The 25542-nt window shown below is 68.4% G+C and carries 24 protein-coding genes and 3 pseudogenes; 13 read left to right on the top strand and 14 right to left on the bottom strand.

The features are described 5' to 3' along the window. Positions 1 to 8 precede the first annotated feature (8 nt). The gene (locus tag AAFO60_RS06500; RefSeq protein ID WP_347955554.1) at positions 9 to 467 is read right to left on the bottom strand and encodes a phage holin family protein; all 459 of its coding nucleotides are present in this window, start codon (positions 465 to 467) and stop codon (positions 9 to 11) included. A 184-nt stretch (positions 468 to 651) separates the two neighbouring features. After that, on the bottom strand, positions 652 to 2595 hold the full coding sequence (acs, locus tag AAFO60_RS06495) for an acetate--CoA ligase (protein ID WP_347955359.1): 1944 nt from the start codon (positions 2593 to 2595) through the stop codon (positions 652 to 654). A 227-nt stretch (positions 2596 to 2822) separates the two neighbouring features. On the opposite strand from acs, the gene AAFO60_RS06490 reads away from it, so the two are divergent. After that, the gene (locus AAFO60_RS06490) at positions 2823 to 3575 is read left to right on the top strand and encodes an oxidoreductase (protein ID WP_347955358.1); all 753 of its coding nucleotides are present in this window, start codon (positions 2823 to 2825) and stop codon (positions 3573 to 3575) included. A gap of 416 nt (positions 3576 to 3991) precedes the next feature. Here the strand turns inward: AAFO60_RS06490 and AAFO60_RS06485 are convergent, their stop codons facing one another. Beyond that, positions 3992 to 4834: an HAD family hydrolase gene (locus AAFO60_RS06485; RefSeq protein WP_347955357.1), complete on the bottom strand. Its 843-nt coding sequence runs from the start codon at positions 4832 to 4834 to the stop codon at positions 3992 to 3994. A 383-nt stretch (positions 4835 to 5217) separates the two neighbouring features. Between AAFO60_RS06485 and AAFO60_RS06480 the strand changes: the two genes are divergently transcribed. The 9 genes from AAFO60_RS06480 (at position 5218) to AAFO60_RS06440 (ending at position 11585) form a co-directional block, all read left to right on the top strand. Beyond that, positions 5218 to 6159, top strand: coding sequence for an esterase/lipase family protein (locus AAFO60_RS06480; RefSeq protein WP_347955356.1), 942 nt, complete (start codon positions 5218 to 5220; stop codon positions 6157 to 6159). Between the two features lie 86 nt (positions 6160 to 6245). Further along, complete coding sequence (gene ssd, locus AAFO60_RS06475) at positions 6246 to 7289, top strand: septum site-determining protein Ssd (protein WP_347955355.1); 1044 nt, start codon at positions 6246 to 6248, stop codon at positions 7287 to 7289. Beyond that, on the top strand, positions 7286 to 8461 hold the full coding sequence (locus AAFO60_RS06470; RefSeq protein WP_347955354.1) for a TadA family conjugal transfer-associated ATPase: 1176 nt from the start codon (positions 7286 to 7288) through the stop codon (positions 8459 to 8461). Before ssd ends, AAFO60_RS06470 begins: the two co-directional genes overlap by 4 nt. After that, positions 8458 to 9255 carry a type II secretion system F family protein gene (locus tag AAFO60_RS06465; protein WP_347955353.1) on the top strand — a complete coding sequence of 266 codons (798 nt, stop codon included), beginning with the start codon at positions 8458 to 8460 and terminating at the stop codon, positions 9253 to 9255. The genes AAFO60_RS06470 and AAFO60_RS06465 overlap by 4 nt, the downstream gene beginning before the upstream one ends. Further along, positions 9252 to 9818: a type II secretion system F family protein gene (locus AAFO60_RS06460; protein WP_347955352.1), complete on the top strand. Its 567-nt coding sequence runs from the start codon at positions 9252 to 9254 to the stop codon at positions 9816 to 9818. Before AAFO60_RS06465 ends, AAFO60_RS06460 begins: the two co-directional genes overlap by 4 nt. A gap of 117 nt (positions 9819 to 9935) precedes the next feature. Continuing rightward, positions 9936 to 10520: a hypothetical protein gene (locus AAFO60_RS06455; protein ID WP_347955351.1), complete on the top strand. Its 585-nt coding sequence runs from the start codon at positions 9936 to 9938 to the stop codon at positions 10518 to 10520. Between the two features lie 119 nt (positions 10521 to 10639). Then, positions 10640 to 10861, top strand: a complete 222-nt coding sequence (locus AAFO60_RS06450) for a DUF4244 domain-containing protein (RefSeq protein ID WP_347955350.1) — start codon at positions 10640 to 10642, stop codon at positions 10859 to 10861. 57 nt (positions 10862 to 10918) lie between these two features. Next, the gene (locus AAFO60_RS06445) at positions 10919 to 11233 is read left to right on the top strand and encodes a TadE family type IV pilus minor pilin (RefSeq protein ID WP_347955349.1); all 315 of its coding nucleotides are present in this window, start codon (positions 10919 to 10921) and stop codon (positions 11231 to 11233) included. Beyond that, entirely contained in the window at positions 11160 to 11585 is a 426-nt protein-coding gene (locus tag AAFO60_RS06440; protein WP_347955348.1) for an Rv3654c family TadE-like protein, read from the top strand. Before AAFO60_RS06445 ends, AAFO60_RS06440 begins: the two co-directional genes overlap by 74 nt. A gap of 196 nt (positions 11586 to 11781) precedes the next feature. On the opposite strand, the gene AAFO60_RS06435 is transcribed toward AAFO60_RS06440, so the two are convergent. From AAFO60_RS06435 to AAFO60_RS06400, 8 genes are all read right to left on the bottom strand, one after another. Next, positions 11782 to 13272, bottom strand: a complete 1491-nt coding sequence (locus AAFO60_RS06435) for a flavin-containing monooxygenase (RefSeq protein WP_347955347.1) — start codon at positions 13270 to 13272, stop codon at positions 11782 to 11784. Beyond that, a complete protein-coding gene (locus tag AAFO60_RS06430; protein WP_347955346.1) occupies positions 13269 to 14156 on the bottom strand; it encodes an alpha/beta fold hydrolase in 888 nt (295 codons plus the stop codon). Before AAFO60_RS06430 ends, AAFO60_RS06435 begins: the two co-directional genes overlap by 4 nt. 27 nt (positions 14157 to 14183) lie before the next feature. Further along, entirely contained in the window at positions 14184 to 14939 is a 756-nt protein-coding gene (locus AAFO60_RS06425; RefSeq protein ID WP_347955345.1) for an aspartate/glutamate racemase family protein, read from the bottom strand. Then, positions 14936 to 16273 carry a M20 family metallopeptidase gene (locus tag AAFO60_RS06420; RefSeq protein WP_347955344.1) on the bottom strand — a complete coding sequence of 446 codons (1338 nt, stop codon included), beginning with the start codon at positions 16271 to 16273 and terminating at the stop codon, positions 14936 to 14938. The genes AAFO60_RS06425 and AAFO60_RS06420 overlap by 4 nt, the downstream gene beginning before the upstream one ends. Further along, positions 16270 to 17544: an amidase gene (locus AAFO60_RS06415; protein ID WP_347955343.1), complete on the bottom strand. Its 1275-nt coding sequence runs from the start codon at positions 17542 to 17544 to the stop codon at positions 16270 to 16272. The genes AAFO60_RS06420 and AAFO60_RS06415 overlap by 4 nt, the downstream gene beginning before the upstream one ends. Further along, positions 17541 to 18440, bottom strand: a complete 900-nt coding sequence (locus AAFO60_RS06410; protein ID WP_347955342.1) for a VOC family protein — start codon at positions 18438 to 18440, stop codon at positions 17541 to 17543. Before AAFO60_RS06410 ends, AAFO60_RS06415 begins: the two co-directional genes overlap by 4 nt. Before the next feature lie 68 nt (positions 18441 to 18508). After that, on the bottom strand, positions 18509 to 19561 hold the full coding sequence (locus AAFO60_RS06405) for a 2Fe-2S iron-sulfur cluster binding domain-containing protein (RefSeq protein WP_347955341.1): 1053 nt from the start codon (positions 19559 to 19561) through the stop codon (positions 18509 to 18511). Between the two features lie 3 nt (positions 19562 to 19564). After that, the gene (locus tag AAFO60_RS06400) at positions 19565 to 20764 is read right to left on the bottom strand and encodes a Rieske 2Fe-2S domain-containing protein (protein WP_347955340.1); all 1200 of its coding nucleotides are present in this window, start codon (positions 20762 to 20764) and stop codon (positions 19565 to 19567) included. Positions 20765 to 20988: 224 nt separating this feature from the next. Here AAFO60_RS06400 and AAFO60_RS06395 point away from each other — a divergent pair, with 224 nt between their 5' ends. Continuing rightward, positions 20989 to 21582, top strand: a complete 594-nt coding sequence (locus AAFO60_RS06395) for a winged helix DNA-binding protein (RefSeq protein ID WP_347955553.1) — start codon at positions 20989 to 20991, stop codon at positions 21580 to 21582. Positions 21583 to 21596: 14 nt separating this feature from the next. On the opposite strand, the gene AAFO60_RS06390 is transcribed toward AAFO60_RS06395, so the two are convergent. Then, complete coding sequence (locus tag AAFO60_RS06390; RefSeq protein ID WP_347955339.1) at positions 21597 to 23003, bottom strand: acyl-CoA synthetase; 1407 nt, start codon at positions 23001 to 23003, stop codon at positions 21597 to 21599. Positions 23004 to 23122: 119 nt separating this feature from the next. Here AAFO60_RS06390 and AAFO60_RS06385 point away from each other — a divergent pair, with 119 nt between their 5' ends. Beyond that, positions 23123 to 23866 (top strand): IclR family transcriptional regulator, encoded by a 744-nt coding sequence (locus AAFO60_RS06385; protein ID WP_347955338.1) that lies wholly within the window; start codon positions 23123 to 23125, stop codon positions 23864 to 23866. Between the two features lie 25 nt (positions 23867 to 23891). Here the strand turns inward: AAFO60_RS06385 and AAFO60_RS06380 are convergent. Together AAFO60_RS06380 and AAFO60_RS06375 are read right to left on the bottom strand one after the other, a co-directional pair. Continuing rightward, positions 23892 to 24614 (bottom strand): annotated as a pseudogene (locus AAFO60_RS06380) (Zn-binding domain-containing protein); the annotation flags it as partial. A 278-nt stretch (positions 24615 to 24892) separates the two neighbouring features. Beyond that, a pseudogene (locus AAFO60_RS06375) lies at positions 24893 to 25113 on the bottom strand (integrase core domain-containing protein); the annotation flags it as partial. A gap of 79 nt (positions 25114 to 25192) precedes the next feature. Between AAFO60_RS06375 and AAFO60_RS06370 the strand changes: the two are divergent. Beyond that, a pseudogene (locus tag AAFO60_RS06370) lies at positions 25193 to 25417 on the top strand (IS30 family transposase); the annotation flags it as partial. Positions 25418 to 25542 lie beyond the last annotated feature (125 nt).

Raw genomic sequence — 25542 nt, 5'->3', positions numbered from 1 at the left:
CGGCGCGGTCAGCGCGACATCGGGTCGCGGGCCGGCGGGATCTGCGGGTGGGCCATGCCGCCGGTCGGCTCCTGCCTGCCCGGGATCACCGTCGCCAGCTCGCTGACCGACTCGATGGTCTTCTCCGGTGCCTTCAACCGTTTGAACAGCACATAGCCTGCGATGATCGCGATGATCGCGATCACCAGCAGGATCAGGAAGACGATGCCGAAGGCCGCCCACGTCGGCAGCCACACGTCCAGCAGGAAGCCGAGGAAGACGAAGAAGAACAGGCTCGCGTAAAGCAGCAGGACACCGGCGACGATCATCAGGCCGCTGCCCGCGCCGGCCTTCTTGGCCTCGCGGACCAGCTCGGACTTGGCCAGAGCGATCTCTGAGCGGAACAGGGTGGAGGCGCTCGCCGTGGCGTCCTTGACCAGATTGCCGATCGTCGGTTCGCCGCCCGGCCCGAGGTTCGCGTCCGACATCGGGATCGACGGAACGCGGGGAGCGCTGCTCGGTTCGCTCGGCCAGGTGTCGGAATTACCGCTCACGAATACTCCCTTGAAGATCGTTGGTCGGTCTCATGTTGCCACGTCGAGTGCCGCAGTGTGACGCCGCCGCCGACCCGGCGGGTCGGCGGCGGCATCGCTCGAGCGGCTGTGATCGGGGTCAGCCCCGGCGCGAGCGGATCGACTCGAAGACCGACGGATCGACCAGAGTCGAGGTGTCGCCGAGCTCGCGTCCCTCGGCGACGTCCTTGAGCAGGCGGCGCATGATCTTGCCCGAGCGCGTCTTCGGCAGTTCGGGCACCACGTTGATCTCGCGCGGCTTGGCGATCGGCGAGATGTCGACCGAGACCTGCTCGCGCAGCTCGGCGATGAGGGAGTCGCCGGAGTTCTCGGCGCCCTCCATCAGGATCACGAAGGCGACGATGCCCTGACCGGTGGTCTCGTCGGCGGCGCCGATGACGGCGGCCTCGGCGACCGACGAGTGCGACACCAGCGCCGACTCGACCTCCGAGGTCGAGATGCGGTGCCCCGACACGTTCATCACGTCGTCGACGCGGCCGAGGACCCACAGGGCGTGGTCCTCGTCGTAGCGCGCGCCGTCGCCGGCGAAGTACCAGCCCTGCTCGGCGAACCGCGACCAGTAGGTCTCCTTGTACCGCTCCTCGTCGCCCCAGATGCCGCGCAGCATGCCCGGCCACGGCTTGTCCAGGACCAGGTAGCCCTGCTCGCCGTCGGCGACCGGGTTGCCGTTGTCGTCGACGATCTTGGCACTGATGCCGGGCAGGGGCGCCATCGCCGAGCCGGGCTTGGTCGCGGTGACGCCGGGCAGCGGCGAGATCATGATGCCGCCGGTCTCGGTCTGCCACCACGTGTCGACGATCGGGCACTTCCCGTGGCCGATCACGTCGTGGTACCAGCGCCAGGCCTCCGGGTTGATCGGCTCGCCGACGCTGCCGAGCAGCCGCAGCGACGACAGGTCGTGGGCGTCGGGGATCTCGCGGCCCCACTTCATGAACGTGCGGATCAGCGTGGGAGCGATGTAGTAGATGGTGACGCCGTACTTCTCGATCACCTGGAAATGGCGGTGCTCGTCGGGCGTGTTCGGGGTGCCCTCGTAGATCACCTCGGTGGCGCCGTTCGAGAGCGGGCCGTACACGAGGTACGAGTGGCCGGTGACCCAGCCGATGTCGGCGCCGCACCAGAAGACGTCGCGACCCTCCTTGTGGTCGAAGACGTTGTGGAAGGTGTAGCTGGCCTGGGTGAGGTAGCCGCCGGAGGTGTGGACGATGCCCTTCGGCTTGCCGGTGGTGCCCGAGGTGTACAGCAGGAACAGCGGATGCTCGGCGTCGAAGGCCTCCGGCTCGTGATGCGGCGAGGCCTCACCGACGGTGTCGTCCCACCACACGTCGCGGCCGGCGACCCAGTTCAGGTCGGGGTCGTGGTTGGTGCGGCGGACCACGATCACCTTCTCCACCGAGGGCGCGGCGTCGGCGCCGGAGCCGAGCGCCTCGTCGACGGCCTCCTTGAGCGGTGCGGGCTTGCCGCGTCGGTACTGGCCGTCGGTGGTGATGACCACCTTCGCCTCGGCGTCGTCGACGCGCGAACGCAGCGCGGCGGCCGAGAAGCCGGCGAAGACGACCGAGTGGGTCAGGCCCAGGCGGGCGCAGGCGAGCATCGAGACGATGGCCTCGGGGACCATCGGCATGTAGATCGCCACACGGTCGCCGGTCTGCAGGCCGATCGACGCCAGGTAGTTGGCGGCGCGCGAGACCTCGTCCTGCAGCTGCCGGTAGGTGATGTCGCGCGAGTCGCCCGGCTCGCCGACCCAGTGGATCGCGACCCGGTCGCCCTTGCCCGCGACGACGTGGCGGTCGACGCAGTTGTATGTCACGTTCAGCTTGCCGCCGACGAACCACTTCGCGACGGGCGCATCCGACCAGTCCAGGACCGACTCGAACGGGGTGTCCCAGTCGAGGCGGCGTCCCTGCTCGGCCCAGAACTCGGTCGGGTCGGCCTCGGCGCGGCGGTACAGCTCCGCCGTCGCGTTGGCGCCGGCAGCGAATTCGGGGGACGGGGGGTACACCGGTGTTGCGCTCGAGGACATCGTCGTCAGCCTTTCCATGAAGTTCATCCGGCCCCGGCTGCGGGGCGCGAAGGTATCCGCCTTGTGAAGGTAGTCACTACTGATGGAAAGTGTGACGGCGGGACGGTTGCATGCGGGTTGCGAGCGACGAACGGTCGATCGTCAGCGACCGACGGCAGTCGGATCGCGGAGGGGATCCCGGACGCGGGGCCGGGTGCCCGCGAACCGGGCCGACTACTGTTGATCGGGTGAGTCAAGATCCGTTGGCGCCCCTGCTCGTTCTGCCCGGGGTGCGCGAAGCCTCCGACCGGGCGCGTGATGCGGTCAGCGCCGCGCACCGGCACCCGATCAACATGCGGCAGTGGGACAAGACGTCGCGGGAGGCGTCGTGGCGCGCCGGCCGCTTGTCGGCGGCGATGGACGGCGGCACCACCGACATCTCGCGCGAGGACCTCGGCGATCCGGTGGCCGCGGGCGCGATCCGCGTCGCGCAGTCGCTCGACAGCGACACGCTCGATCAGGCGGTCGCCGTCTTCCGGCGGGCGCCGGCGCAGTCGTTGGCGCGGTTGCACACCCTGGCCGCCGCCGATCTGGTCGACGACCGTGACCTGCTCGGGCGGCCGCGATCGGAACCGCACATCGCGCAGCGGCTCGATCTGCTCGGCCAGCTCATCACCGGTGGCACGTCGGCCCCCGCGCCGGTGCTCGCCGCCGTCGTTCACGGCGAACTGCTGGTGCTGGCGCCCTTCGTCGAGGCGAACGGCGTGGTCGCGCGGGCGGCGTCGCGGCTGGTGTCGGCGACGACCGGTCTCGATCCCCATCTGCTCGGCGTACCGGAGGTGCACTGGCTCAAGCGGCTCGGGGAGTATCGCGAGTTGTCGGCGCAGTTCGCGACCGGCGATCCCGAGGCGCTGGCGGCGTGGATCGTCCTGTGCTGTGACGGGATGGAGGCCGGAGCAGCCGAGGCGAAGTCGATCGCCGACGCGGCGCGCGCTCAGTAGGACACTAGGTCCGCGGGCGATCGGTGGGGCACCGACCCCAGGCACACATATATGCGGGCGGCCTCCCGACCGGTTAACCGGTTCGGATTGCCGCCCGCAAGCACGGACTTCCAGATACCAATGCGTGCATATGTGGGTTGTGGGATTCGCCTCGGCGAGGGAGAGCTGGCATCTCGTCGTGACTCGAAGGCAGATGCTGGACCTGCGGGAGTCGCGAATAATGCCCGCAATATCGCAGGCGCACAACACTTGTGCCAATGCGGCGCGCTCCGCGTGGATGCTAGCCGCCCGTGCTGGGAACTTGCCGATCCGGGGACTTCTGCCCTTCTCTTCCGGGAGAAGTTTTGCCGTCCGGGGTTCCGTAACTCATTTGTACATGGTGACGGCGATCACAGCAACCCCTTCGGCGGAATCGATCAGGCCGCCGCTGACCTGGTGTTTCTGGAATGGCGCAGCTGGTAGATTACGGCGGCCGCAGCGGCGGCGCCGATCCCGGTGGCGCACAATGCCGTTCGGGTCAGTGCCGGTCGCGACGCCCATGCCGGCGGCGGCAGTGGATTGGGGAAGTCCAGGATCTCCCAGCCGTTCTCGCTCGCGTGGCGGCGCAACGACCGGTCCGGATTGACCACGCTCGGGTGTCCGACCGCCTGCAGCATCGGCAGGTCGGTGCTCGAATCGGAGTAGGCGTAGCACTCGGCCAGGTCGTAGCCGAACTCGTCGGCGAGGTCGCGCATCGCGACCGCCTTGTTCTCGCCGTAGCAGTAGAAGTCGAGCTCTCCCGAGTAGCGGCCGTCCTCGATGCGCATGAGGCTGGCGCGGACGTGGTCGGCGCCGAGCAGGGCGCCGATGGGTTCGACCATCTCCATGCCCGACGCCGACACCAGGACCACGTCGTGCCCGGCATGCTTGTGCTGATCGATCAGTTCGGCGGCCCCGCTGAAGACGGACGGGCGGACGACGTCGTCGAGGGTCTCGGCGACGATCTCGCGCACCTGGGCGGCGTCCCAGCCGCGGCACATGTCGGTGACGTGTCTGCGCAGCCGTTCCACCTGGTCGGCTTCGGCGGAGGTCAGCAGGAACTGGAGTTGCGCGATGGCCGAGCGGAGCATCGCCCGGCGGGTCAGGAGGCCGCCGTCGAAGAAGGGTCTGGTGAAGGCCAGGGCGCTCGAGCGTGCGATGACGGTCTTGTCGAGGTCGAAGAACGCGGCGATCGGGGAGGACGGCACGGCGTCCGATTCGGGAGACGACGTCGAGGTCACAGCGAGAATCCTACGACGACCAGAGCTCTGGGCGAAGTGTGACGGAGGAAACACCCCTCCGGAGATAGTTGGTATTGCAATGTTCGCGTCCGCGCGTGTAGCTTGTAATTATCCGGTTTACGCCGGTAGCTTTCAGCCCGACCCCCCGGGGCTGAAACGCTGATGACCCCGGCCTCCTCCCCCCTGGCCGGGGTCGTCTTCTATTCTGGGCCCTTTTCTGGCCTTCAGTCCACCTGCGTGAGCTCCGTGCGGCTCTCGCAGCGCGGCGTGCCGAGACGAATTTCTCCGATCATCTCATATCGGCCGAGTCTTGGCGGTAGTTTCAGTCGCGACGGGCGCCCGACCGGGCGCTTCTCACCGCCAGGCACCCAGGGGGATCCCAGATGAAGTCAGCTGTCCGGCTCACGCTCGCGCTGTGCGCGGCGCTGCTCGGAGTCCTCACCGTCGTCGCGGCGCCGGCCGGCGCCGAACCGAAGCTGCCCGAGGACTTCAACTTCTTCGCGGGCATCCCGTACGAACTGCAGCATCCGGGCGGCTCCCTGCCCGGCTCGAACGACTTCACGTGCAAGCCGAGCCCGGAGCATCCGCGGCCGGTGGTGCTGGTCCACGGCACCGGCGGTGCGCGCACCACCAACTGGGGCGCCTACGTCCCGATGCTCAAGAACCGCGGCTACTGCGTCTTCGCCCTCACCTACGGGGCACTGCCCGGGCTGCCGTGGCCGTTCACCGCCATCGGTGGCATGGACCGCATCGACGTCAGTGCCGCGCAGTTGGCGAAGTTCGTCGACCGGGTCCGGACCGCGACCGGCGCGCAGACCGTCGACCTGGTCGGTCACTCCCAGGGCACGTATATGCCCACGTACTACCTCAAGTACCTCGGTGGCGCCGACAAGGTCACCAACTACGTCTCGCTGGCCCCGCTGTGGAAGGGGACCGGCTCCACCGGCCCGGTCGGCGAGGCGTTCGGGCGAGCGCTGGGCGATGTGCCCATGCCGATGTGCATCGGCTGCGGCGGAATGCTGCCCGGATCGTCGATGAACCAGAAGATCTGGCGCGGCGGCAGCCCGTACGTCAAGGGCGTCGCCTACACCAACATCATGACCCGCTACGACGAGCTCGTCGTGCCGTACACCGCGGGCTACGTGCCCGGACGCAAGGGCGAGACCGTGAAGAACATCGTCGTCCAGGACACCTGCGCGCAGGACTACAGCGATCACCTCGCGATCGCCGGTTCGCGCCGCGCCGCGTACATGGTCCTCAACGCCCTCGATCCGGCGCATCCGGTGAAGGTGCCCTGCGAGTTCGTGCCGCCGTTCACCGGCTAGGCGGCCTCGCCGAGCCTGTGGACAACCCCGTCGAATCTGTGGACAACGCAGTTCCCTGAGCCGCTGCCGTGGCGCAGGATCGGGGCATGGGGGAAGTACTTCTGGTCCTGGCCGACGAGCAGTTGCACGACGATCTGGCCCGGTGCAGCGCCGCGGCGGGGTACGAGATGGTGGTCGGGGAGGCCGCGGACTGCAGGCAGCAGTGGTTGCGGGCGACCGCGGTCGCGGCCGACCGCCGGGCGCTCGAACACCTCGCGCGGACCGCGCTCCCGGACCGGGACGCTCTCTTCGCGGTCGGCGGCGCCGCGGCCGACGGACGACTGTGGCGGTCGGGTCTGGTCCTCGGCGCCGACGGCGGCTTCGTCCTGCCCGACGAGGAGGATGCGCTGGTCGCCGCGTTGTCGCGGGTTCGCGAGCCCAGGCGCCACTCCGCCGGAGCGGTCGCGGTGGTGCCCGGGCACGGCGGGGCCGGCGCCAGCACCCTGGCCGCCGCGGTGGCGCTGACGGCGGCGAGATCGGCGAACGTCCTGCTGCTCGACGTCGACCAGGCCGGCGCGGGAGCCGACCTGCTGCTCGGGGTGGAGGCCGAGCCCGGGCTGCGGTGGCCGGATGTGCAGGGCGAGACCGGTGCGCTGGACGGGACGGCGCTGCGGGCCGCGGTGCCGCGGTCGCGGCGCGTGGGCGTGCTCACCGGGCGGCGCGACGATCCCGAACCGCTGCGGCCGGACACCGTGATGGCCGCCCTCGATGCCGGGCGGCGGGCCGGCGACGTCGTGGTCGCCGATGTGGGCCGTGAACCCGGGCCGGTGAGCGCGGGCGTGCTCGACTCGGTCGACCTCGTGGTCGTGGTGACGACAGCGACGGTGCCCGCGGTCGCCGCCACCCGGCGGACCGTCGCGCGCCTGCTGGTCGGCCGACGGTCGGTGCTGGTGGTCCGGGGGCCGTCGCCGAGCGGTCTGGGGGCCCGGCAGGTCGCCGAGGCGGTGGGACTGCCGCTGCTGACCGCGTGCCGACTCGACCCGGGACTGCCGGCCCGCTGTGAGAGCCGCGGACTGGTGCTGGGGCGCTTCTCCCCGTTGGCCCGGGCGGCCGAGGCCGTGTGCGAGCGCGCCCTGGTCGGTGCGCCGTGACCGGAGCCGATCCCGATCTGCTCGACCGCGTGAGGCGCAGGCTGGCGGCCGAGGCGGGCGGTCAGGCGCCCGGGCCGGCGGTGATCGCCGAGGCCATCCGCGCCGAGTCCGGCGGGCTGCTCGGCGACACCGATCTGCTGGCGGCGCTGCGGTATCTGCAGACCGAGATGGTCGGCGTCGGCCGTCTGGAGGGGCTGCTGGCCGATCCGGCGGTCACCGACGTCCTGGTCGTCGGGGCGCGGCGGGTCTGGGCCGACCGCGGCCGCGGACTGGAGCTCACCGACGTCGAATTCGACGACGAGCAGGGCGTGAGGCGGCTGGCCGCACGGTTGGCGCTCAGTGCGGGCCGACGCCTCGACGACGCGCAACCCTGGGTCGACGGCCGTCTGACCGGAGTGGGGCGCAGCGGCTTCCAGGTGCGCCTGCACGCGGTGATCCCGCCGCTGGCGCCCGACGGGACCTGCATCTCGCTTCGCGTCCTGCGCAGCGCCACCCACGACTTCGCGTCGCTGGTCGCCCGCGGTGCGATCGGCGACGAGGTCGCCGCGCTGGTGTCGGACGTCGTGGCCGCCCGACTGGCGTTCCTGGTGGTCGGCGGCACCGGTGCGGGGAAGACGACGATGCTCAGCAGCCTGCTCGGGCTGGTGGATCCGGCGCACCGGATCCTCTGTGTGGAGGACGCCCCCGAACTCGACCCGGATCATCCGCACGTGGTGCGACTGGTGGCGCGCGCCGCCAACGTCGAGGGAGTCGGTGAGGTCACCGTGCGGACCCTGGTGCGGCAGGCGTTGCGGATGCGGCCCGATCGGATCGTCGTCGGCGAGGTCCGCGGAGCCGAGGTCATCGACCTGCTGACCGCCCTGAACACCGGGCACGACGGGTGCGCGGGCACCCTGCACGCCAACTCGATCGCCGAGGTGCCTGCGCGGATGGAGGCCCTGGCCGCGTTGGGCGGCATGGGCCGCACCGCGCTGCACAGTCAGCTGGGGCCCGCGATCCAGGTGATCCTCGGGGTCTCCCGCGACGACGCGCGCCATCGTTCGTTGACGGCGATCGGGCTGGTGGAGCGCGACGGTGACGGCCTCGTCCGGGTGGTGCCGGTGTGGAGTCGGGCGGCCGGGTTCACCGATCGCCGCGCCCGGCTCGACGACCTGATCGCGAGTCGGCGATGACGACGGCGGCGGTCCTGCTCGCACTGGCCGGGGCGACGGTGCTGTGGCCGCGACCGCCGTCGCACCGCCGCCTGCACGTGATCGCCGGCGTCCCGGCAGCGGCGCGACGGCGGCTCGACCCGTGGTGGCTGGTGTGGGCGGTGCCGGCGGCGGCATTGCTGCTGTTCGGTGCGGCTCCCGGGGCGGCCGCGGCGATGGTGGCGGCCCTGATCGACGGTCGGCGGCGGCGCACGAGGCGAGACGTCGAGGCGCTCCGCGACGCGGAGGCGCTGATCTCCGCGCTGGCGGTGATGGGCGCCGAGCTCTCGGTGGGCGCACCGGTGGCGCGCGCCTGTCGGGCGGCCACCGACGAACTGGCCGCCGCCGGGACCGGCGGACCGGTGGGGCCGGAGTTGGCGCGGATGGCGGCGCGCGCCGAGCTCGGCGGCGATCCCGGTGCGGCGTCGGCGGCCGGGCCCGGCCCGGTGCGAAGGCTGGCGCAGGCCTGGTCCACGTCGCTGGAGTTCGGTCTGCCGATGGGCGAGGTCCTCGCCGCGCTCCGCGCCGATCTGGTGGCCCGGCAGGACTTCGCCGCCCGCACCCGGGCCGGGTTGGCGGGCCCGCGTGCGACCGCCGCGGTGCTGGCCGGACTGCCGCTGTTGGGACTGGTGCTGGGGCAGGCGATGGGCGCCTCGCCCGTACGCGTGCTGCTGCAGACGGGGATCGGAGGTGCTCTGCTGGTGACGGGCACGGCGCTGTCGGTGGTCGGGGTGCTGTGGGCCGGCCGCATCACCGATCGGGCGGTCGGGCGATGACCGTCGCGTTGCTGTTCCTGGCCGCGGCGCTGCTGATCTGGCCGCCACCGGACTGGGTGCTGGCGCGGCTTACCGGTCCGGGCGGCCCGGCGGTCGAGCGCGGCGGCGTCGGTCCGCCCGACCCGTTCGACCTGGCCGCGGGCTACGACACCCTGGCCGTGTGTCTGCGCGCCGGACTCCCGCTGGCCACCGCCGCGCGAGTCGCGGCGCAGGCCTCGCCGCCGGAGCTGCAGCGGCCCTTCGCGCGTGCCGCCGACCTGCTGGCGCTCGGGTCGGACGCCGATCATGCATGGCTGGCCGATGACCGTGTGCCCGCCGGTTTCGCCGACCTCGCCGCCCTCATCCGACGTGCCTCGCGCGCTGGCGCGGCGCTGGCCGAAGCCGTCGCGGGCTTCGCCGAGACGACGCGGCGACGGGCCGAGAACGCGGCACTGGAGGCCGCCGAGCGCGCCGGGGTGAAGATCAGCGGCCCGCTCGGCCTGTGCTTCCTGCCGGCGTTCGTCTGCCTGGGCATCGCGCCGGTGGTCATCGGGCTCGCGTCGGAGCTGCTCGTCGGCCTGTGAGGGATGGACCGCGTAATCCGGTGGGTCGGATAAGGAGCGTTCCGCGGGGGTCATTCGGTCAGCAGAAGCTTCGCGCCGTTCCTTCCCCGCGAAGGCTGACGAGCGCAAAGTGCTGAGATGAATGTTCGCGAAGTGACCCGCTCGGGAGCGATCGTGGCCGTGGCGACCATGCTGGCCTGCGGGGTCATCGCATGCGGCGGGAACGGATCGTCGCCGAGTTCGGCGGAATCGTCGCCAGTCGTCACCGTCACCGAGACGATCGGCCCGGCCGCCGAGTCCGGTTCGCGAGGCGGTCAACCCACCGTGACCGTCACCGCACCGCCCGGAGTCACCTCGACGAGCCAGGACGGTGGGACCTCCACATCGGTCGAGGCCGACCTGTCCCAGTACTTCGGCGAATGGACGGGGCACGGCAGGCAGATGACGCTGAATCCCGACGGTTCGGCGGTGATCACGCTCGCCGATGGCGCGACGAACGTGGAGAAGTGGACTGCCTCCTGGGGGCCGTCCGGAGACGGAGTCGTCGTGACGCTGGGAACCCTGACCTGGAATGTCGGGAGGGCGCTGGGAAACCACCCGGGACGGTCGTGGACGGGGCGGGTGGAGCCCTCGCTCGAGGACGGAGTCACCGTTCTGCACATGCCTGGATTCACCGATTGGTGCTCGGCCAGATTCGGGCGCTCGATCGTCTGCGGGGCGTGATGACGACACGCCCGGGCGGACCGCTTCGGAACCGAGCGCGGGTGCGCTGCGTCTAAGAGGTGTCAGGGTTCACCGGCATCAGCGCGGTGGCGACAGTCCGAATGACGAAGGGGGACGTCATGGTGGTCACGACGAAGTGGGGGCGCCGGTGGGTGGAGGTCCGAGATCTCACGGTGCGGCTGGCCGTCGATGAAGAGGGGATGTCGACGGCCGAATACGCAATTGGCACGATAGCGGCAGCTGCTTTCGGTGCGCTGCTGTACACGGTGGTCACCGGCGACTCGGTGATGAGTGCGTTGACCGGCATCATCGGCAAGGCGTTGAGCACGACGGCGGGCTGATCCGTGGTGCGCCGGTGCCTCGCGTGCTTTCGCCGACTGTCGCGAGACGATTCGGGGATGGTCTCGGTGGAGGCCGCGTATGCGATGGCGGCGATCGCCGCGTTTCTACTCATCGGAGTGGGAGCGGTGGCGGGGGTGTCGGTGCAGATTCGGTGTACGGATGCGGCGCGAGAAGTTGCTCGTCTGGCGGCCGCGGGCGATGAATCGGCGCGCAGCATCGGGACGCGGGTGGCGCCGTCGGGGGCGAGGATCGAGGTGGGCGGTGATGGGGATTCGGTGGTCGTCACGGTGTCGTCGGATGTTCCGTTGCTGCCGATGGTGCGGGTCTCTGCGCGCGCAGTTGCGGCGCGGGAGCCGGAGGTCGGCGAATGAGGACGGCTTCTCCACGGTCGCCGGGGCCGCGGTGATCGCGGCGTTGGCGGTTCTGCTGGTGGCGGTTCTGTACATCGGGGGCGCGGTGGTGGCACGACATCGGGCGCAGTCGGCGGCGGACCTGGCGGCGTTGGCGGGAGCATCGGTTCAGGTGTCGGGCAGCGGTGAGGGATGCGAGCAGGCGCGACGGTTGGCGGCGAGACAGGAGGGAGCGCCGCGGGTCGTCGAGTGCACCGTCGACGGCGACGACGTCCAGCTGCGCGTGGCGGTGACGATTCGATTGGGCCGGTGGGGCGTTCGGGAGGCGACGGCGCTTGCGCGGGCCGGGCCGGTTGAGCCGGGTCAGGCGTGATCGGTCGACGTCATCGGGCGACCGGACGTCGGCGGAGGCTCGGCGTGCATCACCTGCACGCCGAGCCCGCCTGTGACGCGGGCAGCCACCCTGCGGCAAACACCCGGTCAGCCTCGTCAGTGCAGTCGCCTGGTCCCATTGAGCAGTGCGGCCGCAGTCCCTGTCGACGACCCCCGACGGCGCCAAGTGAGATCACTCAGGGAGAGATCCCATGTCGTTTCAGGAGCGCCTTCGTCGAACGACGGTACGACGACGGCTTCGCGGGCAGGATCCACTGCATGAACCGGGTCATCGGACCCACGTTGGCGTCGATCTCGTCGAGTATCTCGTCGATCTGCCGTAGCGAGAACGGAATGATGTTGGTGCCGCGAGCCGGTTTGCCCTCGGTGCGTTCGATCATCCAGTCCAACCGCGTCCGCACGAATTCGCGACGCTGCTCGACCGGCGGCAGATCAGCACCGCCGAGCAGGTGATTCGCCGTCCAGAGCGCCGCCGCCTCAGCGCTGATCGGACTGAACAACGACGAGCCGTAACCGACGAAGTACAGGTTCGGAACATCCAGCGGCATGATCTGCCGATAGAGTTCGAAGTTCCCGTCGGCGTCAGTGAGCCGGTCCTGCAGGTCCTCGGTGAGAAACGGCACCCGCTGCTGGAACCCGGTGGCGCACACGACGACATCGGCCGGAACAAGTGCGCCGTCGCTGAGCTCGGCGACCGGCCCACCGTTCTTCTCGTGCAGCGCGATGATGGAAGTGCCTCGCCGCACCCGAATGATTCCCTGGGCAACCTTCTCGTAGAACTGCTCGGTCGCCAGACTCACCGCGTGCCGGACGATCCGCTCGAAGGAGCCCTCGGGCACCAGCCCGACCTGCTTCAAAAGGAGTTGGCGCTGCGCGATCGACTGGACGGAGCCGAGTAGGCCGTTGCGCAGGAAACGTCCCGGACCGGTGAGGAAACGTCCGAATCCGCGTTGGTCGATGTGCTCGAACAGGCCTTCACTCAATCGAGTCAGCAAGATGTATTTGTAGTTCAGGACGTGTCCGAGCTTCCGGGGCATCTTCCAGGTGACGTCCCGGGCGACGACTGTCGTCGACCTGGAGGCCTCACTCAGCGCCTCCGCGACATCGCACGCCGACTTGCCGTATCCGACGACCAGAACGTCCTTGCCCGCTACGTCCTCCAGACTGTGGAGGTCGGACGCGGAGCACAGGCGTCCGCCGGACTGCTCGTACTCGTCGACCCCCAGATACGGTGGCACGAACGGATCGCAGAAGATGCCGTTGGCGACCACCAGACGGTCGTACCGTTGCTCTTCGACGAGGCCGGAACCGACCTCACGAGTCGTGACGGTCCAGGTCCCGGTGCCCTCGTCGATCGTTGCGGTGGTGACCTCGGTGCCCAGTCGTAGCTTCGGTGCCAACGCGAAGTGTTCGACGTAGCCGGCGAGGTATTGCTGCACCTGCTCACCACTCGGCCACTCGGGGTACTCGCGAGGCATCGGGTAGTCGGAGAACGCGTACGTGCCCTTGTTGTTCTGAGTCGTCACCCCGGGATATCGGCGGGTGCGGCTCCATACGCCGCCAACGTCGGGCGTGCGGTCGTAGACCGTCACGTCGAATCCGAACTGTGTGAGGACCTTCGCCGAACAGAGCCCGGCCACGCCGGCACCGACGACGGCGATCCTCATGACATCTTTCCGCTCGATGCCCGCCCGTCAGCATGGTCGATGGCCTCGTCCAGGAATTGGCCGACGAGCTGCTGGAAGCGGGTGGCGTGCTCGATCTGGGTCCAGTGGCCACACTTGCCGAAGACGTGCAGTTGCGCATTCGGAATGGTCTCGAACAGGTGCATCGATGAGGCGAGGGGCACGACGGCGTCCTCGCGACCGTGCAGGATCAGGACTTCGTTGGTCATCGCGGCGAGGAGTTCGTCATCGACGATCTGCGCATCCAGCCACCGCTGTCGGGGCGGCGGAAAGACCTTCTCGAAGGCTTCCTGGGCGCCCGGCCGAATCGTCGCCCGGTAGCGCAGTTCGGCGAGTTCGTCGGTGACCAGCGAACGGTCGTACGCCATGATGTCCATGATCGTCTTCATGTTCTCGACCGACGGGGTGTAGCCCCACAGGGCATCGAGTTCGTCGGTGAACGCCATCGCCGCACCACCGGACCCCATCAGTGCGATCCGGCCGACCAAGTCCGGGAACCGGGTGGCCAGATGCAGTGCGAGCCCGCCGCCGAATGAGTTTCCGACGATGTGCACGCGGGTGATGCCGAGGCCCTCGAGCAGTGCGGTGATCTGATCGATCCAGGTGTCGAAGATCTGGAATGAAGGGTCGTCGGGCAGCGACGTGTAACCGAAGCCGACGAGGTCGGGGGCGATGATCCGGAACCGATCGGCGAGAACGGGGATGAGGCCACGCCAATTGGCCCAAGCCGAGACCCCGGCGCCGGAACCGTGCAGCAGCAGCACCGGCTCACCGGTGCCGACGTCGTGGTAATTGGTGACGAAATCACCCGTCGGCATGCTGCTGCCGAGCTCGGGGTTCGCCGGTGCGGTGGACGTCTGGGACATGTGAGGTCCTTTCGAGGGAGGAGAGTGTCAGCCCGGCAGACCGGCGGGCACGGCAGACAGGAGATCGTCCTGCACGAAGGCAGGCGACGGATAAGCCTTCTTACTGTGGGAGAGATCGCCGAGGACGAGCATCTGGCATAGCTGGAAGGCGATGACACCCGGATTGAGCACCGGCACCTCGAGATGTTCGGACAGGTAGGCGTGACTCTGATGCATGGTGGTCGAGCCGAGGATGATGACGTCGGCTCCGTCCTCGTCGATCGCGGCGCGCGCCTGCTCCTCGAGGGCGCCGAACACGAAGTCCTCCTTGCCTGCGAGCAACTCGGCGGTGTTCGGTGGGACGCCGATGTCGCGAACAGACGCGAGCTTGCTGGTGAGACCGTGTTCGCGTGCCGCCTTGTGGTAGAGGTCGTGCCACTCCGGCCACATCGTGATCACGGAGAACTGCTTGCCGAGCAGGGCGGCGACCAGCATGGATGCCTGACTCGGTGCGACTACGGGGATGTCGAGACGTGAGCGGAGCGCCGCCAGCGCGGAATCACTCATCGAGTTCACACAGACGGCCGCATAGCCCTCTTCCTGCGCGCGGCACCCGGCGTCGAGGACGAAGGCGTCGGCGAGCGTCGTCTCGTAGGCGCTGTCGAGAGTGCTCCCACCGGCCCGTGCAGAGACGAAGACGTTCTCGACGCCCGGATGGACGACGTCGTCGGGAATCTGTGCGGCGAAGGCGGCGAGCGCCTCGTCCGGGACGGGGACGGGGACGATGTTCAGAATCTTGTTCACAATCCAACCTCTTCGCGATCGCGGGTAAGGGTGTCGACGACGGCGAAAGCCACCGCTCGTACTGCTGTCATGACGTCGGAGACCGAGGCGACGCCCATGCCTCCGAGGCCTTCGTTGAGTTCGGCCGGCGCCGTCTCCGGGGGCCACGGATAGCCGATTCGAGCACAGGGAATGCCCATGCGGCGGATGAGAGTGCCGTCGGTCTGTCCGCCGAGCAGCGGCGTGCTCTCATACGGACGGCCCTCGACGTCCTCCCAGCCGCGTCGGCACGACTGGATGATCCAGTTGTCGGGGTCGGTGGCGCCGCCGGGGAGCGAACCGTACATCTCCCAGTCGAGTTCGATCTCCGGGTGCCGCGCGGTGAGCGCAGTCATCAACTCGCCGAACTGATGGCGCACCTCGCCGGGGGAGGTGCGGGGGTTGACGCGGACGTCGAGGTAGATCTCGGTGGTGGCCGAGGGGAACGCCGGCTTGTCCGGCGATCCGGAGCGGACCGCGGAGATCCATCCCTCGGGAATCGTGCTGCCGGAGGTATTGCGTGCGGTGTACTCGGGCAGCCACTTCTCGATCTCCTGGATCACCGTGGCCGCCGGCACGATCGATGAGCGGAAGCCGGGGGTGCCCCTGCTGATTCCTGCGTAGCCGAAGGTGCCGCGGACCGAGACCTTGAACCAGCACATGCCTGGTTCCTCGGGGTACACCGCCCACCAGGGTTTGAAGACGATCGCGTGATCGGGCGCCCCGCCGTGGGTGAGGAGATGGAAGACGCCGCTGCTCATCCCGGCGTTCTGCCGATCGCTCATCGTGACGGGCATGCCGCCGCCGGCGAACCCGAGCGCCAGGTCGCCGCGCAGTTCGATGCCCGACTCGATGACGGCGTGCGTCACCTCGGTGATGCCTGCGACCATGCACTTCGGGTTCGACGCCCCCAGCCCGATCACCAGGTCACCGTCGACCCGGGCCTGCGGCAGCATGTCGGACCGCAGCTCCGGACCCACCCAGGGCACATCGGCGTCGGGGTCGATGTGCGTGTCCAGCGGTGCGTACAGCAGCAGCCTGCTGCCGCCGCCGGTCCCCCGATACTCGCCGAGCACATTGCCGGTGTGTTCGGTCATCGGCTGATAGCCGCCGGTCATGCCCAGCGTGGTGCGGACGTGATCGCCGAGGTACTCGGCGATCGGTCGCTCCGCGCCTGTCGGGCTGTGAATGTTGATCAGGTCCACCAGCAGGTCACGGAACCGATCCGGATCCAGCTTGGCGCAGACGGCCTCGTAGGCCGCGCGTCGCTCGGCGTCCAGGGCCGTCGGACCCGATCGGTGGGCGGTCCTCGTCATGAGCTCTCCTCGTCACTTGGTAGGAATCGGCTGACCTCATGTCGGTCGGTCAGACAGGACGCGATCCGTACCAGCGACTGGTCGCTGTGTTCCGGACCGATCAATTGGATGCCCAGGGGCAGTCCACCGTCGCCGCGGCCCACCGGCAGGCCGACTGCGGGTAGGCCGGCGATGCTGGCGAGCTTGTTGAAGACCGGGTCGCCGGTCGAGTCGAGTCCATGTGGGGCCTCGCCCGGTGCGGCGAGAGTCAACAGGACGTCGACATCGGTGAGCAGTCGGGCGGCGAGGGCCCGGACGCTCCGCATCACCGCGCGGGCCTTCTGCACCTGCGAAGGTTGCGCTGCCCGTCCGGTAGCGAGGAAGGCCAGCGTCTGCTGGTCCACATCGCTTTCCCGACCTGTCACCATCGGGGCGAGCGCCGCCGCGGCTTCGGCGGCCATCAGGAGGGTGTGTGCCTCGTCGAGAGCTAGATAGTCGGCGTCGACAGGCACGTCGACGACGTCCGCGGCGACGCCGCGCAGAGTGTCCGCGGCCCCTTCGAGAGCGGCCGCGGCGGCCGGGGTGGCGCGGTCGGCCCAGGGCGGGCGCAGCACTCCGATCCGAAGTCCCGCGGTCGGGGGCAGCGTCGCGACGCCTGCGGGCTCGGCGACCGCGGTGTCGATGGCGCCGAGCCACGCCGGGTGCCGCGCGAAGGCACCGAGGGTGTCGAAGGTCAGGGCGACCGGCAGCGTCCCGTCGAACGTCCACCGTCCGTAGGTGGGTTTGAGCGTGAACACCCCGCAGAAGGCGCCTGGACGCAGGACCGACCCCGCCGTCTGGGTGCCGACTGCGACCGGCACTTGACCGTCGGCGACGGCGGCTGCCGAGCCGCTCGACGAGCCGCCGGGGGTGTGATCGAGCCGATGCGGGTTGCGGGCGGCGCTCGGTCGGTAGGTGGCGAACTCTGTGGTGGCGGTCTTGCCCAGGATCACTGCGCCGGCCCGACGCAGCCGCTGCACGACAGCCGCATCGGCCGCGGGGACATGACCGGCCCAGGCGTTCGAGCCGTAGGCCGTCGGCTGGTCGGCGGTGTCGATGATGTCCTTGAGTCCGACGGGGACGCCGTGCAGGAGGCGACCGTCGGACTCGACCCGGTCGACCAGATCGGCGGCCCGTCGTGCCTGCACCGGATCGAGGTGCGCCCACGCGTGGACCTCGTCGTCGCGGGCCGCGATCCGGTCCAGGCACTGCTCGACAGCCTCGCGACTTCCACCCGCTACGGTTCGGGTCACGGCTGCGCTCCGGCGACCTTCGGCGTCGGACTGGGTTCGTGCCCCCAGCGCGACGGCGACCGGTAGGTCTTCACGACCCAGTCGTCGGTCTGGATGAGCTCGCCGCCGTAACCGATCTCGATGGCGAAGCCGGACGGGGTGCGCAAGTAGAACGAAGTGACGCCGTCGTTGGTGTGCCGCCCGAAGTCCATCTGCAGGGAGATGCCCGCGGCCGTGATGCGGTCGTAGGCGCGGCCGACGTCGTCGAGGTCGGCGGTTTCGATCATCAAGTGATTGAAGTCGCCGCCGGTGAAGCTGAAGCACTCGTTCATCAACGCGAGGCTGTGATGACGGGCGTTGCAGTGCAGGAAAGTCGCGTCGGCGCCGTCCCACACGATGTAGTCGGTGGTGCGGAAGCCGAGTACCCGTGAATAGAAGTCGACGGCGGCCGGGTAGTCCTTGCACATCAGGACGACGTGCCCGAGGCCCAACTCGCCGGTGACGAATCCGGAGATCACCGATCCGGTGCGCACCGGCGCCTCGTCGACCGTCGGACCGAACCAGACCGCGTTCGGAAAGCCGTCGGCGTCGACGAAAGTGAACTCCTCGACAGCGCTGCGACTGGTGACGTCGGAGGTGTCGGTCCAGTCGACGGAGACGCCCTCGGCACTCACCCGATCGGCGATCGCATGCAGTTCCGCAAGGGTGTCCGCTTCCCAGGTGATCCTCCGGATGCGGTCTTCGGTGCCCGGGTGCAGCGCGATGCGATGGTGGTACTCGTCGATGCGGACCAGAAGTGGATCGTCGTCCGACGCTCGAGGCCGGACCTCCAGTTCCAGCAGGTCGACCAGCAGGTGGTGCCATGCTTCGAGGTCGGCGACCTCGACGTCGAGTGCACCGAGTCTGGCAATGCTCATGGGGAGGTTTCTCCTTCTGTCTGAAGCGGGCCAGGGGACCGGGGAAGGGCCACTGGCCGGTTGTGGTGTCAGCTCGGCAGGAAGTGTTCGGCGTGGATGCGGTCGGCGGGCAGCCCGAGCTCGATGAGGCGATCGCGTGCCGCGTCGAGCATCTTGGGCGGACCGCACAGATACGCCGAGGTGAGCGGGTCGGCGACGTCGTCCGGATGCAAGACGCTGACCGGATTGGCGCCGCCGACGATGCCCGGGGACTGGCAGTCCTCGTCGACGACGATCCGCACCGACAGGTCCGGCATGAAGGACTTCCGCGCTTCGAGTTCGTCGAGATGGAAAAGGTCCGACTCGTGGACGCAGCCGAAGACGAGTTGGAGTGGTCGGTCGCGTTGCAACTGCAGGGTGTCCATCATCGAGAGCATCGGCGCGAGACCGGTGCCACCAGCGATCATCAGGACCGGGCCCTCGTCGGCGGCGAGACCGAAGCTTCCGAGCGGGCCGTCGATCTCGATCGCGTCCCCGACCCGCGCGCTGGTGCGCAGATAGTTCGACATCGCTCCGGTCGGGAGCACCCGGATGGTGAACGTCAACTGCTTTCGCTGCCGCTCGCCAGACGCCATCGAGTACGAGCGCCACTCGTCGGTGCCCGGAACCCGCAGACGGACGTACTGGCCGGCGAGGAACGTCAGTTTGGCGGACTTCGGCAACTTCACCGTGAGTTCGACGACGGTGTCGGCGAGCCAGGACACCCTGCTGACCTTGCCGGTCGATTGGACTCGCGGATGCGCCGAGAGCATTTCCTGCGAGTAGTCCAACTCGATCTCGGCATCGCCGTCGATCTGCGACTGGCAGAGCAGCCGGTATCCGTCTGCCATCTCGGCGGACCGCAGTGCACAGACCTTTCCTTCGGGCATCTGGACGTCGCCGGTCACGATGCGACCGATGCAGGTACCGCAACTGCCGACCTCGCATTGGCTCACCATCGGGATGCCGGACTGCACGGCGGCCTCCAGGACTGAGCCGCCCGCCGGGACGTCGATGTCCACGACGGTGTCGGTGAAGCGCAGTCGCGCTCTGCCTCCGCTGCCGACCCTGGATTCTGTCGGACGATCTGTCACTGCGGTCACCGTTCAGTCCTCGTCTTGGTAGGGGGATTCGAAGAAGCCGCGCAGGTGACGGGCGGCCATCTTGCGCCACGCGACGATCGAGTAGTCCATGTCGCAGAGGACCTCGTTGTTCCAGCCGTCGAAGCGGGTGTAGTGCTCCTCGGTGGCCTCGCGGGCGAACACGTCCGAGTCGTTGAAGCCTTCCAGGGCCAGCGGCTGCAGGAAGTTCTCATACTGGAAGTCGAACTTGTCGCGCTCCTCCTGCGACGAGGCACGGACCGCGATGACCTCCCAGTACATGTGGTGGTGGTCGTCGATCGGGACGTAGAACTCGTACTGAACCTGGTCGGTGAGTGGCCAGTGCTCCACCATCAGAGACCCGGGCACCCACAGCGAGGTGCGGAAGTAGTGCTGCTCCCCGCCCCGGGCCTCCATGTTCACCTTGGGGTTTTCCAACACCGGCTGGTACAGGTCGGGACGGTCGTAGCGGTTCATCACGCCCTTGGGGCCGTCGGGGATATCGATCTCTTCGGTCGCGGAGTCTGCGACGGCGTTGACGCCGAGCGGCAGTGCGCGATTCAGCGCCAGAAGAATCGTGTTGTCCCAGTGGACGAGGAGGTGCCCCGGGTCGAGGCCGTTCTCGGCCGCCAGCCTCCAGTTGCCCACCAGCGTGCGTCGGATGCCACGGATGTGCACACCCTCCTCGAGCAGGTGCGCGACCGGATTGTCGTTGGGGTCGTTGTTGACGCGCATCGGCAGGTCTGACTCCAGCGGCGGCGGGGTGCCGAAGTCCTCGTCGCCGACGAAGACGTAGATGATGCCGTTGTGCTCCTCTGAGGGATACGTGCGAATCTTGGCCCGTCCGATGAGGGAGTCGTCCGGGTTGCCGACGATCGTGGTCAGCGTGCCGTCGTCGAGACCGTAGGTGAAGCCGTGATACCAGCAGGTGATGGTGCCTTCGGAAAGGCACATGGGCTTGGCGGACAGTTTGACGCCGCGGTGAATGCACCGATCTGACAGTGCGTACGCCTTGCCGGCCGACCGCCGGATCACGATGTCGTGACCACCGATCGTGATCCCCTTGGCTGAGCCGTCTTCGAGCTCGTGGCTGAACAGAGCCGGATACCAGTGATTGGCGTAGCCCCAGTCGGCCTCGACGTACGGCGCGTACTGACGGGTGACGGCGGACGAGCCGCCACTGTGGGCAGATGTCGAACTCGACATGGATTCCTCCGAGTTGAAGTGCGGGCGAGTGCCCGTCGATGGCTGAGAGCACCGGCGTGGTGATGTGGACTGTCCCATCGCCTTGAATGTGCTGCAGGCCATAGTATTCATTATCCATGAAAAGTCAATGGATTACCTCTACAGTTGCGCGAGCGGAGGATCGCGGCGAGTTGGACGTCGGCGGCCCACCGTGGGGGCCGGGGACTAGTGTCAGGCGCGTGACGATGCAGAGCAGTGATGATGACCCTCGCTCGAGGTCCGCAGACGCGGACCGTCCGATCCCGCTCGCGGCGGGGAGGCAATGGCATCTGGCGAAAGACACGCACGAAGAAGCGCTGACCAACTTCGAGTTCGCGGTGCTACAGGTCGCGGAGAGCTTTCAGCGCTTCGCGATCCAAGCGGTCAGGGTGGCCGGCGACGTGGACCTCACGTTCAACGAGGTGGTGGCACTGCATGTGGTGCGCATGCAGGAACGTCCGAAGGACTCCGCAACGATTGCGCAGCTGATGAACCGCGATGACCTGCCGAATCTGCAATACAGTCTGCGGAAGCTCGTGAACCTCGGGCTGCTGGAACGCACCAAGGCGCGCACGGCGTCGGTCTTCACGGTGACCGATGCCGGTCGCGCGGTCTCTGATCGGTATGCGGCCCTGCGCAGGCAGGCGCTGACGACGAACCTGGCGGAACTGACCGAGGTCACCTCGCGCCTGCAGCAGGTGGTTCGTAGCATGCACGTACTGACCGGACTCTACGACAACGCCGCGCGGGAACTGGCCACGATCGACCCCTCGGTGATCCTCACCGAGGACTACGACTAGGACGTCTCTCGACGTCAGAAGTCTTTGAGCAGCACCTTTTTCTGGACCTTGCCCATCGCGTTGCGGGGAAGCTCGGAGACGATCCGCACTTCACGTGGGCGCTTGTGCACCGACAGGCTGGAGGCGACTGTGTCGATCAATTCGTTGGGGTCGACGCCGTCTCCGACGATGTAGGCGACGATGCGCTGGCCGAGGTCGGCGTCCGGTGCCCCGATCACCGCGGCTTCGCGGACGCCGGACTGGGACAGGAGGGCATGCTCGACCTCACCGGCACCGATCCGGTAGCCGCCCGATTTGATCATGTCGACTGACTCGCGACCGGCGATGCGATGGAACCCGCCCTCGTCGATGGCGGCGATGTCACCGGTTCGGAACCAGCCGTCCGCGGTGGTGACCTCGGCCGTCGCAGTCGGGTTCGAGAGATAGCCGGCGAAGAGCGTCGGACCGCTCAGCTCCAGTTCACCGAGGCTTTCGCCGTCGTGTACGACGAGTGCGCCGTCGCTGCCGCGGATACGAGTGCGGACACCGGCAATCGGCTCGCCGACCCAGCCGGGCCGCCGTTCGCCGTCGAATCGCGTCGACAAGGTGATGACGGTTTCACTCATGCCGTACCGCTCAATGGGCGGCTTGCCGGTCAACTTCGTCAGTCGGTCGAAGACCGGAACGGGCAGCGGCGCGCTGCCTGAGACGAGCAATCGGGCCTTGGCAAGCTCTTGAGCTGAGGATTCGTCGTCGCACACACGGCTCCACACTGTCGGCACGCCGAAGTAGAGGGAGCCCCCGGCGGCTGCGTAGGCCTCTGGCCTCGGTCGCACGGTGTGGATCAGCGGTGAGCCCACCCGCAGCGCACCGAGTACTCCAAGGACCAGTCCGTGCACGTGGAAGAGCGGGAGGCCGTGGACGAGGGTGTCGTCCGGGGTCCACTGCCAGGCGTCGGCGAGTCCGTCGATGGAGGCCGCGAGTGCTGATCGAGGCAGTAGCACGCCCTTCGGCGCACCGGTGGTGCCGGAGGTGTAGACGATGAGCGCTGTGCGATCTGGATCGGGCTCCGTCGTCGGTACGTCACCCCGTTCGGTGATGTCGACCTCGTATCGGTCCAGGCCGACGGGGCTCGTCTCGACTCCGGGAGCGCACAGCCAAGCTTGGGCGCCGCTGTCGCTGAGCAGGTGTGCACGTTCGGTCTCGCCCGCGTCGGCGGGGATCGGCACCACCGGAGTGCCCGCCATCAGGCCTCCGACGACGGCCACCACGGTCTCGACAGAAGCCGATCCGTGCACGGCGATCGCCGAGTGGCCGGCGACCCGCTTCGCGACGGCACCGGCCGCCGCGATCAGCTCCTCTCGGCGAAGCTCGCGATCTCCCACGCGGACCGCCGTCCGGCCGAGGTCGTGGGCGAGGGATGACAGCAGTGGCTCGGCCAAGAGGGGCCTCCTCGGTTAGCTGGTCCACTAGATGGACCAGCGGTCTACAATATGGACCGATGGTATCGACGGGCGTGTTGAGGGTCAATGCATTCCCAGCGATGAGAGAAAATGGACCGATGATGAAGAGTGTTCAGACCGCACTCCGGATCTACGAGGCGGTGGCGGAACTGCAGCCGGTCGGCCTCAGTGAACTAGCGCGCCGGACAGAGACTCCAAAGAGCACCGTGCAGCGGTGTCTCGCGACTCTCGCCGAGGTCGGATGGCTGCGTCCCGCGCCGACCCCGGGGACGTGGATGATCACCGCCCGGGCCTACTCGCTCGGCAGTCGGATCGCCAACGAGAACGGTCTTCGCCTGCGAGCGCTGCCGATTCTCAACGATCTCCAGTTGGCGACCGGGGAGACGATCCACCTCACGGTCCCCGACGGTAATGAAATGGTTTTGGTGGAACGGCTCGACAGTGCTCATCAACTGCGCGCCTTCCTTCCGCTCGGCACTCGACTTCCGCTGCACGCCGCGTCCAACGGGAAGGCCTTCATGGCCGTCCAGGACGACGATTGGATCGCCCGGTATCTGACCAGTGGATTCGCCGCACAGACCGCGAAGACCAAAGTGACTGCCGCAGCGCTCTGGCGCGACGTCGAGGAGACCCGAACGCGCGGATACGCGATCACCGACGGGGAACTGCACGACGGGATCTCGTCGGTGGCGGTTGCCGTCCGCGATCCGGCGCGCCGGGTCGCCGCCTGCTTCAGCGTGTCGGGGCCGTCGTCGAGAATCCGACCCGATCGCTATGCGGATCTGGGGCAGTTGGCCATGCAGACCCGCGATGCCCTGGAAGCCGGCCTGCACCGTAGTTGAGCGACGAGGATGCGTCGAAGACGGGTTATTCGTGCAGCCGGCCGATCAGCCTTAGCAGTTTGATCGCGTGCTCCTTGTCGAGCGGCTCGTTGCCGTTGCCGCACTTGGGGGACTGCACACACGATGGGCAGCCGGACGTGCATTTGCACGAGGAGACCGCGACGTCGGTCGCCGAGATCCAGTCGGTGAACGCCTCGAAGCCGCGGTCGGCGAAGCCGGCGCCGCCGGGGTAGCCGTCGTAGACGAACACCGTCGGGAGCCCGGTGCCCGGGTGCAGCGCCGTGGACAGGCCGCCGATGTCCCAGCGATCGCAGGTGGCGACCAGGCCGAGCATGCCGATGGCGGCGTGTTCGGCCGCGTGCAGGGCGCCGGGGAACTTGTCGAGGGCGATCCCGGCGTCGATCATCGCCTCCGGGGTGATCGTGTACATCACGGCGCGGGTGGTGAGGGTGTGCTCGGGGAGGTCGAGGGGCACCGAGTCCAGGATCTCGCCGGACAGGGCCTTGCGCAGAAAACCGACCACCTGATTGGTGACCTCGACCGAGACGCTCGCGACGGTGAGCGGCCCGAACGACCGCTGCTCGCGGGTCGCGATGATCGTGACGTCGCTGACCTCGCGTGCGGACGTGGTCCAGTCGGGTTCTTCCGGGTGTGCCAGGGCCAGACCGTCGTCGAGGTCCAGCTCGTCGATCACGAAGCTCTCGCCCCGGTGCAGGTGGACGGCGCCGGGGTGCACCGACGTCATGGCCCACGTGTCGCACATCCAGTGAACATGAGGTGTCGACTCGTCGAAGTTCCACACCACGCCGTGGACCGCGTCGTGGCCCCCGGTGAGGACATCGGTGGTCAGGTGCTCGTGCGTCTCGGCGAACCAGCGAGAGACCGCCGCGCGACCGGCCTCGTTCTCGGGCATCACCCTGATCCACCCCGGGTTTTCCGGAGAGCTCAGTTGTTGAGTGCTGCCTCCGGATTGAGGGAGCTCGTTCGAGCGTAGTGGAGTCGCTCAGCGTGGTCGGGGGTCAGGTCCTGGCAGTAGCTGTGTGGGCGTTCCCGGTTGTAGAACGCGACCCATTCGGCCGTTGCCAGGGACAGTTCGGCCAGCCCGCGGTAGCGTGCCCCGAAGTCGACGAGTTCGTTCTTGTAGTCGGCGTTGACCGACTCGGCCAGTGCGTTGTCGTAACTGTCGCCGACGCTGCCGATCGACGCGGCGATGCCGGCTTCGGCCAGACGTTGCCCGAACGCGATCGCCGTGTACTGGGCAGGTTCAACTGGTCGTCGCAACACCCCAGGTAGTGGAGGTGGATTGTGGGTAGGCCTGCAGGATGGATGAAGGAGCTCACGGGAAGGTCGGCGTTGAAGTCGCCGGGCCGGCCCTCGCACCGTCGTGAGGTGGAGCGGTTGTTCTGGAAGCAGATCGCCACGGGGGTCACCAGCGAGCAGGCCGCCGCGGCGGTCGGCGTGTCGAGTGCCGTCGGCACGCGGTGGCTCCGCCATCGTGGTGGCATGCCGCTACACCTGGCCACGGATGTGTCCTCCTGGTACTTGTCCTGGTAGTGCCCCTTAGAGTGGTGTAACCGCGGTGACCAGCTGCTCGGTACGAGAGCGGTCACCGTGTGATCCTTCGAGTCAACCTTCCACAGAATCCTCGAACGGAGTCATCACGATGACCGCACCTC

Origin of the sequence: Gordonia aichiensis, assembly GCF_039946255.1 — a bacterium.
In the GTDB taxonomy this organism is placed as follows: Bacteria; Actinomycetota; Actinomycetes; order Mycobacteriales; family Mycobacteriaceae; genus Gordonia; species Gordonia aichiensis_A.
The sequence above is the reverse complement of the archived record's forward strand: the minus strand, read 5'-3'. Positions and strand labels throughout refer to the sequence as shown.

What these genes read in the sequence shown, in the direction of transcription:
- AAFO60_RS06500 (WP_347955554.1), bottom strand. Translation starts at nt 467, where the DNA reads ATGTCGGACGCGAACCTCGGGCCGGGCGGCGAACCGACGATCGGCAAT.
- acs (WP_347955359.1), bottom strand. Translation starts at nt 2,595, where the DNA reads ATGTCCTCGAGCGCAACACCGGTGTACCCCCCGTCCCCCGAATTCGCT.
- AAFO60_RS06480 (WP_347955356.1), top strand. Translation starts at nt 5,218, where the DNA reads ATGAAGTCAGCTGTCCGGCTCACGCTCGCGCTGTGCGCGGCGCTGCTC.
- ssd (WP_347955355.1), top strand. Translation starts at nt 6,246, where the DNA reads ATGGGGGAAGTACTTCTGGTCCTGGCCGACGAGCAGTTGCACGACGAT.
- AAFO60_RS06465 (WP_347955353.1), top strand. Translation starts at nt 8,458, where the DNA reads ATGACGACGGCGGCGGTCCTGCTCGCACTGGCCGGGGCGACGGTGCTG.
- AAFO60_RS06460 (WP_347955352.1), top strand. Translation starts at nt 9,252, where the DNA reads ATGACCGTCGCGTTGCTGTTCCTGGCCGCGGCGCTGCTGATCTGGCCG.
- AAFO60_RS06455 (WP_347955351.1), top strand. Translation starts at nt 9,936, where the DNA reads ATGAATGTTCGCGAAGTGACCCGCTCGGGAGCGATCGTGGCCGTGGCG.
- AAFO60_RS06450 (WP_347955350.1), top strand. Translation starts at nt 10,640, where the DNA reads ATGGTGGTCACGACGAAGTGGGGGCGCCGGTGGGTGGAGGTCCGAGAT.
- AAFO60_RS06445 (WP_347955349.1), top strand. Translation starts at nt 10,919, where the DNA reads ATGGTCTCGGTGGAGGCCGCGTATGCGATGGCGGCGATCGCCGCGTTT.
- AAFO60_RS06440 (WP_347955348.1), top strand. Translation starts at nt 11,160, where the DNA reads ATGTTCCGTTGCTGCCGATGGTGCGGGTCTCTGCGCGCGCAGTTGCGG.
- AAFO60_RS06435 (WP_347955347.1), bottom strand. Translation starts at nt 13,272, where the DNA reads ATGAGGATCGCCGTCGTCGGTGCCGGCGTGGCCGGGCTCTGTTCGGCG.
- AAFO60_RS06430 (WP_347955346.1), bottom strand. Translation starts at nt 14,156, where the DNA reads ATGTCCCAGACGTCCACCGCACCGGCGAACCCCGAGCTCGGCAGCAGC.
- AAFO60_RS06420 (WP_347955344.1), bottom strand. Translation starts at nt 16,273, where the DNA reads ATGACGAGGACCGCCCACCGATCGGGTCCGACGGCCCTGGACGCCGAG.
- AAFO60_RS06410 (WP_347955342.1), bottom strand. Translation starts at nt 18,440, where the DNA reads ATGAGCATTGCCAGACTCGGTGCACTCGACGTCGAGGTCGCCGACCTC.
- AAFO60_RS06400 (WP_347955340.1), bottom strand. Translation starts at nt 20,764, where the DNA reads ATGTCGAGTTCGACATCTGCCCACAGTGGCGGCTCGTCCGCCGTCACC.
- AAFO60_RS06395 (WP_347955553.1), top strand. Translation starts at nt 20,989, where the DNA reads ATGCAGAGCAGTGATGATGACCCTCGCTCGAGGTCCGCAGACGCGGAC.
- AAFO60_RS06385 (WP_347955338.1), top strand. Translation starts at nt 23,123, where the DNA reads ATGATGAAGAGTGTTCAGACCGCACTCCGGATCTACGAGGCGGTGGCG.